Origin of the sequence: Shewanella sp. 11B5 (assembly GCF_002836795.1) — a bacterium.
Lineage (GTDB): Bacteria > Pseudomonadota > Gammaproteobacteria > Enterobacterales > Shewanellaceae > Shewanella > Shewanella frigidimarina.
The window spans coordinates 1-7917 of sequence record NZ_PJAP01000378.1 but is presented as its reverse complement, the minus strand read 5'-3'; the positions used below and the strand labels follow the sequence as shown (position 1 = coordinate 7917).

The window sequence follows — 7917 nt, the reverse complement described above, 5'->3', positions numbered from 1 at the left end:
CCTTTAAATAAAGTGACGATTATTCATCGAGTTGGTAGGTTGTCGCTTGGTGAACAAATTGTGTTTATTGGTGTGACTAGCGCTCATCGTAAAGCAGCTTTCGCGGCATGTGAGTTTTTAATCGATTTTTTAAAAACGAAAGCGCCTTTTTGGAAGCTTGAAGCTGGCGATACTGGCGCTAAGTGGGTTGAAGCGCGTGATAGCGATCAGCAAGCAGCCAAAATGTGGCAAAAGTAATCGTCTCCATGACTCGTACATAGCAAGGATAAACCCTCAATGTCTTTCATTTACGTCAACATTACTCAGCTTGCAGACTCATTTAGGCCTCGATTCCGTGCTGCTGCTATCGCATTATTCTTTGCCATTGTTAGTTCCGTAGGGTTTAGTTCTGCAAGTGTCGCGAGTGATGCTCCGGCCATTGCTGCGGCTGCTAACATTAAATTTGCGGTAGATGAGATAGCGATACGTTTTCAGCAGCAAACGGGTTTAGCTCTGCGGATCAGTTATGGTTCTTCAGGTAATTTTGTGACCCAAATTCAGCATGGCGCACCGTTTGAGATGATGCTCAGTGCTGATGAAGAATATATTGAGCGGCTGCATCAAGCAGGTTTTACCCAAAATGACGGTGTTATTTATGCCATCGGTCGACTTGCTCTTGCTGCACCTAAGAAGTCACCGTTAATTTTAGATCCTGAGTTAGTTGGATTAGCGCAATTAATCGCCGATGGAAAGGTGTCTCGTTTTGCAATCGCAAATCCTGATCATGCTCCCTATGGCGAACGTGCGCGTGAAGTCCTTAAAGCAAAAGGTTTGTGGGACGCACTGCTATCTAAACTGATTTTAGGCGAAAATGCTTCACAAGCTGCCCAATTTACCATTAGTGGATCGACTCAAGGTGGTATTGTGCCGTTATCATTGGTGCTATCTCCTGAATTTACCAAGCGTGGTAATTATGTGGTTATCCCTGATTCGCTATATCAACCGCTTAATCAACGGATGGCATTAATGCCTAATGCATCTGAAACTGCTGAGCGATTCTATCAATACATGCAATCAGCAGATGCACAGGAAGTATTAAGTCAATTTGGGTTTAATTTACCAAAACCTGCTGTAAAGAAGGCTGATTAATGGATTGGCAAGCTCTGTGGCTGTCGGTCAAACTGAGTTGTTTTACCGTAGTATTGTTAATTCCGTTGGCCATTATTGTCGGGCGGGCGTTGGCATATCGCCAATTTAAAGGTAAATCATGGCTTGAGGCTTTGATCATGGTGCCGTTAGTGTTACCGCCAACCGTCATTGGTTATTACCTGCTAGTGGGGTTAGGTAATCAGAGCATGATTGGTCAATGGGTTGAGCAATTAACCGGACAACAATTGGTGTTTCATTTCTCAGGATTGGTAATCGCTTCCATTATCGTCAATATTCCCTTTGCGGTTCAGCCTATTCAACGTGCTTTTGAAACGATTCCGATCGACATTCGTGATGCCGCGGCTTGCTGTGGCATGAGTCGATTACGGATATTTTTTCGAATAGAATTGCCTATGATATGGCCTGGCGTTTTAACGGCCGTTGTACTGTGTTTTTCCCATGTGCTGGGCGAATTTGGTGTGGTGTTGATGCTGGGCGGTAATATTGCCGGCGAAACCAAAACTATCTCAATAGCGATTTATGATAGTGTGCAAGCATTCGATTTTGATTCTGCCGGAATGATGTCTTTGGTATTATTGTTGTTTGCGGTAAGTGCGTTAGCACTCACTACAAGTATGTCGAAGCGTTTAGGAGGGCATCGTGGTGCCACACAACGCTGACCTTATATGTGATATTTCACAAACATTGCCTATTCCATTGGAAGCTCATTTCAGTTGTCGGGCTGGTGAAGTGCTAGCCGTGGTTGGCCCTTCTGGTGGCGGTAAAACGACTTTGCTGAGAATGATTGCCGGTTTGAGTTTACCTCAACGGGGCCACATTCATTGTGGTGATAGATTATGGTTTGATGCAAAGCAGTCTATTTCGTTAACTCCCCAGCAGCGGCATATCGGTTATATGCCACAACATTTTGGTCTGTTCCCACATTTAACAGCACTCGACAATGTTATTTCTGGGCTTGATCATGTGCCAAAAGAATTACGAAAGCAACGAGCATTAGATTGGCTAGAACGTGTCAATTTACATGGGTTGCCTGATCGTTTACCCGCGCAATTGTCTGGCGGACAACGTCAACGAGTTGCGCTAGCCCGTGCTCTTGCACGTGAGCCAGCTATCTTACTGTTAGATGAACCCTTTTCTGCAGTAGACCGGGAAACCCGTGAACGCTTGTATATTGAGTTAGCTCGCTTAAAACAGCAATTGTCTATCCCGGTGGTCATGGTAACGCATGACATCCATGAGGCATTGCTATTGGCTGATAAGATGATACTTATTAGTCAGGGCCAAATGCTGCAACAAGGCAAACCATTTGAGGTGTTATCTCATCCCAATAACGAAGCGGTTGCACGACAAATGGGCTTGAGGAATATTTTTGACGGTCAAGTCGTATCGCAAGATATTGAACGTAATATGACCCAGTTTACGCTGGGTGATGAATTGATTGTCAGCGACAGTGCACCAGCATTAACTGTCGGCCAATCTATCCGTTGGGTTATTCCAAACCAAGGTATTCGTTTTAACGCCATTAGCAGCGGTCGTCTGTGTAAAAGCTTAAATAAATTAGAAGTATTAATTGAGTCTGTGTTGGTGATGGGTGAATCGTCACGAGTGATAGCGTCAGTTGTAGGCATTGGATCTATTATCAATGCAGATGTGCCGACACATTTAGTCCATAAGTTAGCCTTATCGCCAGGAGTGCAAACGACTATTGCGCTTAAGTCAGATCAAATTCATATTTTAAGTGCACAGTCTGAACTCGGATAACCAAGTTTGAAATAAAATAGGCGAATATTGTATTTTTGCCTTACATATCCCGCTTCTTAACCGTGTTGAGGTTAAATAATTCTTTTTATCGCTCAGAATGTCATTTTCGGATAATAAACTGGGGATTGATGTTTGAATAAGGCCATTTAACGATCTAAAAAGCGCATTTGATATAAAACCATCCCATTTGGGCTGATTTGTATAGGTTTACCAGAACCTATATTTCTAAAAAACATTGTACAACGACAACCCATCTCACTGAAAAATGGTATTTATGATCAATTATTAATCTTAGATTTCTTGGGACTTTGGCTGCTCTTAGGTAGAGTAGTCGTGTGATAGAATTTTCAATTATATAGAGGCTTGTGATGGTTCGGTTGCTGCTAGCAATATGCTTTCTTCCTTGTGCCGTGATGGCCACTCCATCTATGCACTCTTTATTGATCAATGGCGACTTTTTAAAGCCAATAACGGTCATGGAACAATTAGAGCAACAAGACAAAGGCACGATTTGTGACTTTGATGTTGATGTTGAAGAAGGTTTGCTGGTGTATAAGATTTCTATGATAAATGTAGAGACACACCGAATCAATAAATACGAATACCGAGCCTTAGACGGTACATTATTAACCGAAAAATCATCTGCTTATGCCTCTGATGATATTGGCCAAGTTAATGCGGCAAAAAAGCTGCAAGCTAAGCACATGAAGTTTTCAGAACTAGTGACCCTCGCGATTAAAAATCAACAAGGATATTTAACACAGGCGGAATTAGACCACGATTTATCGATTAGTTATCTCGAACTAAAATTACTCAATCAAGATAGTAGAAATACTATTGCTTTCGATATTGAGACTCTACGTCCACTACCTCTGCTCAAATGGGATTAAAGACTCTATGACTATGCGTATTTTATTGGTTGAAGATGATGCTACTACGTTAAAGTATGTAGCCGACGGATTTACGGCTCAGAAATATCAAGTTGATAGCGCGACAGATGGCCAAGAAGGCCTCACGTTAGCTAAACATAACCAATATGATTTACTGATCCTCGATCGCATGTTACCAAAGCTAGACGGCTTAACATTATTGTCTGCTCTACGTACCAGTGGTAATAAAACACCAGTACTAATTTTATCGGCATTAAGCCATGTTGATGAGCGTGTAAAAGGTTTACGTGCGGGTGGTGATGATTACATGACCAAGCCATTTGCCTTTGCTGAATTGTTAGTTCGTGCTGAAAAACTTGCGCAACGTAACGTGGTTGAACCCGCTGCCACTGAAATTGAAGTGGGCAGTTTAAAAATGGAATTATTAACTCGTAAAGTCACCCTTGACGATAGCGAGTTAATGCTTCAACCAAAAGAATTTCAATTGCTTAAATACTTAATGGAACATCCTAATCAAGTGATTAGCCGTACATTATTATTTGAAGCAGTGTGGGACTACCATTTTGATCCTCGCACCAACGTGATTGATGTACATATTGCCAAGTTACGTCGCAAATTTGAAGAACTTGGTCACGGTGAGTTAATTGAAACCGTTAGAGGGGCTGGATATCGCCTTTGTAAAAGGCATTAAGCCTTACCAAAGTAGTGCGTGGCGGATCACGCTGATCTTCTCGACACTAGTAACCATACTCATTGTTATGTTGGTGCTTAGTCTCTATAGACAGTTAGTGATTGAGCAACAAAATCAAGTAGATAAACATCTAGCTGCAGAAATGCAGCGCTATCAACAGTTAGCATTAACGGTTAACCGTCGCAGCTTTGCGGCTCAAATTCGTGCAGCCGATCCTAAAACAGCACTGATTGCCTGGCGCAACAGTGTTGATATGGTGGGCGCATTGACTTTTTTACCCGAAAATATGCCACAGCTGCCTGAAACGAAAGATTTCCCTATCTTTACTGGTGGTCCAGATAAACTGCATATATTAACTGGTGGCTTAGTTATCACCCGTTATGGCCCAGTATTAATTGCTACGCGTACCGATCAACTCGCGGCCTTAATAGAGAAATTTATTAATGCTGCATTTTGGGCCGTGGCATTCACGCTTGGACTCACGTTAGCGTTAGGCTATATTTTCTCAAAAGCCATCCTTAGACGACTGGTCGAATATAACCGTTTGAGTGAACAAATTGAAGCCGGACACTATGAAACCCGTCTACCAGTCAGTGAAAGCCAAGATGAATTTGATATGTTGGCACGGCAGTTTAATTTAGTGCTCGACACCTTAGAGCAAAACTTACGTGCTGTTCGCGGTGTGACCGATAACATTGCCCATGATTTACGCACGCCATTGTCGCATTTACGCATAGGTATTGAGCTGTTGTCGCAAAAGCCTACAGCTGAACTTGCCGATGCCACTGCTGAGTTACTTGAAGAGTTAGACCACTGTTTGGGGACTTTTGATGCGATGTTATCGTTAACGCGCATCGAAGAAGGTCAGCAAATGCTTGATTTGCAGCCGGTGAGTTTACAGCAAATCTGCCAAGATTTATTCGAAATGGCAGAGGTGATTGCCGAGAGTCACGACCAAGTATTGAGTATTAGTCTAGAAGATGATGTTCACGTGAATGGTGATAAGTATCTGTTGTTCCAAGCTTTGTTTAATCTAGTGGATAACGCGATAAAGTATTCACCTAATGGTGCCACGATTAATATTATTCAACACGGTAAACACATTCAAATTAGTGATAATGGACCGGGTATTATTGACGAAGATAAAGAGCGGGTATTCGATCGCTTAGTGCGCTTAGACCCTAGCCGCCATTACAAAGGTACTGGTTTAGGATTATCAATGGTAAAGGCTATTCTATCGCGTCACAAAGCGACGATTTCACTCCATGATAATAACCCTGGTTTACTCGTAAGTATTCACTTTAAATAACCCCACAAGCCTCCCATTTAATCGTTGTTGGATAATCTATGTATCAAGTGCTCAGTGATCAACCAGACTTTATTGTCATCAGCAAGTCCGTGAATGTTCATTTTCACAGTCAAGATGGAAGTGCTGGGGTGATTGCACAGGCTGAGGCTGATTTAGGTTACAAGCTTTATCCTGTTCATCGACTCGATACACCGACTTCAGGGTTGCTGATTGTGGCGAAATCTGCTCAAACTGCAAATGTGTTTACCAAAATGTTTACTGAGCATAAAGTACAAAAATATTATTTGGCGATTGCTTGCGGTAAACCTAAAAAGAAACAAGGCTGGATTATCGGCGACATGGCTAAGTCGCGTCGCAGTATGTATAAGTTATTGCGGACCACTGAAAACCCTGCAGTGACACAGTTTTTTAGTCAGAGTATTGCCTCTGGTATGCGGATGTATTTACTGAAACCGTTGAGCGGTAAAACCCATCAATTAAGAGTGGCTTTAGCCAGTATTGGCGTGCCTATTTTAGGTGATAAACTATATGGTGATGAGCTGAGCGATAGATGTTATTTACATGCTTATAGTGTGCATTTTACCTACTTAGAACAGGATTATTCTTTTAAGCAACAGCCTCAATTCGGTAAGCAGTTTTTATTACCTGAATGCCAACAACTTATGATGAATCAATGGCAATCACCGAATGACTTGCTGTGGCCGAGTAAAGACTAATTGTCTCCCGCTTACCCTAATAGGGTATTGGTTAATTGACTAAAATCACAATGTGAAAGAGCTGACTGGATAGCCGTTACGATTGCTCTGTTATTATCGCAGCATTTGATTCTTCCATTGAATCCATTGAGCAAATTGTATTGCGGCCTTTACTTTTAGCAAGGTACATAGCGTCGTCAGCTAGTTGTAATAATTGTTCAATACTAAGGTGAGTTTTACAGGTAGCATAACCAATGCTGAGAGTGGTATTAATATGGGTCTTCTGCCATAAAACAGTATTTTCATTGATTTTTTGTTGTACTTTTTCGGCCACTATTTGAGCCTCTTTTTTATTGGTTAATGGCAGTATGATTAAAAACTCCTCACCACCATAACGACAAACGAAATCAATTTTCCTCAATGATTGTTGTAATATGTCGGCAGTATTTTTGAGCACCATATCACCCGCTAAATGACCATAAGTATCATTAATGCGTTTGAAGTGGTCTAAGTCGAGTACCATTAAACTATACGCCAACCCATTTCGAAGCCATAGGGCATCAACTTCTTCGAGCTTGTTTAATAAAGAGTGCCTATTCCATAAGCCAGTTAGTTGATCTTTGTTGGCTAATCGAGCGACCTTGTAGACTAAGCGAGTTAGCGCATTACCAAACAATACTAGATTTGTGAGTAGCAGTAATATGATGTAGCTCCACATCACTAACGATGAGTTAAGCTTGTCTGCAGCTGAAATGTTGGCAAGTTCGTCGGGGAAAAGTAATAAAACAACTGCGCGTATGATAAACAGTAAGCCTATGGTGAAAAAAGGTACGTTAATCAACGCGGCATAATGCAGCGGTAAGTGTTTTTTTACCGCCCGAAAATTATCAATACCACTAAGGGTGATGAACGTTGCTGCGGTAATACTCATTACAATAACTAAGTAGACAGCGTAGGTCAGGGATGGTGGAACCAACAGCATTAATAATGCCGTGGTTGCCAGCAAAATAAGATCGAATCGGTAAGATAAAGGCTGCTTAAATAAATGTTGGCTGCCCCAACGCACCAGAGCAAACCCCACAAGTATTGTCATGTCTGCCACAAACCAGTATAAATAGTTAATTGCTTCAGTACGTTGGGTATAAAGCATAATGCCGATAAGTGTACAAATATTGGTGGCGGCGAAACACCAACTGGCTTTAGGTGCAATGCGTAATAGGCAGGCAAGTAATGTCCAAGCTATGGCGCAACTTACTGCTATTAAGCTAAAAAATTGAACGAAAATAATACTTTGGTTATGTTCCATATGACTCATTAGTATCGTGAAAAAGACTATTCCATAATGTGATATCAACATCGCAACTACAATAATAGGCTAATTGTCCTAATTAAGAAATTGCCCTAGTTAACAAATTGTATCGT

Annotated in this window: 9 protein-coding genes; 8 read left to right on the top strand and 1 reads right to left on the bottom strand. The window is 41.6% G+C overall.

Translation table 11 applies throughout. From position 1 onward, the window contains the following. The 8 genes from CXF78_RS08625 to CXF78_RS08590 all read left to right on the top strand — a co-directional run. On the top strand, positions 1-237 hold a 237-nt coding region (locus tag CXF78_RS08625; RefSeq protein ID WP_180957089.1), incomplete at its 5' end, for a molybdenum cofactor biosynthesis protein MoaE. 39 nt (positions 238-276) lie between these two features. Then, complete coding sequence (gene modA / locus CXF78_RS08620) at positions 277-1128, top strand: molybdate ABC transporter substrate-binding protein (protein WP_102036528.1); 852 nt, start codon at positions 277-279, stop codon at positions 1126-1128. Continuing rightward, complete coding sequence (gene modB, locus CXF78_RS08615; protein WP_059745246.1) at positions 1128-1808, top strand: molybdate ABC transporter permease subunit; 681 nt, start codon at positions 1128-1130, stop codon at positions 1806-1808. Before modA ends, modB begins: the two co-directional genes overlap by 1 nt. Further along, positions 1789-2910 carry an ABC transporter ATP-binding protein gene (locus CXF78_RS08610; protein ID WP_102036527.1) on the top strand — a complete coding sequence of 374 codons (1122 nt, stop codon included), beginning with the start codon at positions 1789-1791 and terminating at the stop codon, positions 2908-2910. Before modB ends, CXF78_RS08610 begins: the two co-directional genes overlap by 20 nt. A gap of 413 nt (positions 2911-3323) precedes the next feature. Then, a complete protein-coding gene (locus CXF78_RS08605) occupies positions 3324-3800 on the top strand; it encodes a hypothetical protein (protein ID WP_102036526.1) in 477 nt (158 codons plus the stop codon). A gap of 13 nt (positions 3801-3813) precedes the next feature. Then, positions 3814-4491 (top strand): response regulator transcription factor, encoded by a 678-nt coding sequence (locus CXF78_RS08600; protein WP_041413271.1) that lies wholly within the window; start codon positions 3814-3816, stop codon positions 4489-4491. A gap of 67 nt (positions 4492-4558) precedes the next feature. After that, positions 4559-5800, top strand: coding sequence for a sensor histidine kinase (locus tag CXF78_RS08595; RefSeq protein ID WP_102036529.1), 1242 nt, complete (start codon positions 4559-4561; stop codon positions 5798-5800). Positions 5801-5838: 38 nt separating this feature from the next. Next, positions 5839-6516 carry a TIGR01621 family pseudouridine synthase gene (locus tag CXF78_RS08590; RefSeq protein WP_102036525.1) on the top strand — a complete coding sequence of 226 codons (678 nt, stop codon included), beginning with the start codon at positions 5839-5841 and terminating at the stop codon, positions 6514-6516. A gap of 76 nt (positions 6517-6592) precedes the next feature. Here CXF78_RS08590 and CXF78_RS08585 read toward each other — a convergent pair whose 3' ends face one another. Beyond that, on the bottom strand, positions 6593-7801 hold the full coding sequence (locus CXF78_RS08585; RefSeq protein WP_180957088.1) for a GGDEF domain-containing protein: 1209 nt from the start codon (positions 7799-7801) through the stop codon (positions 6593-6595). Between the last annotated feature and the right edge of the window lie 116 nt (positions 7802-7917).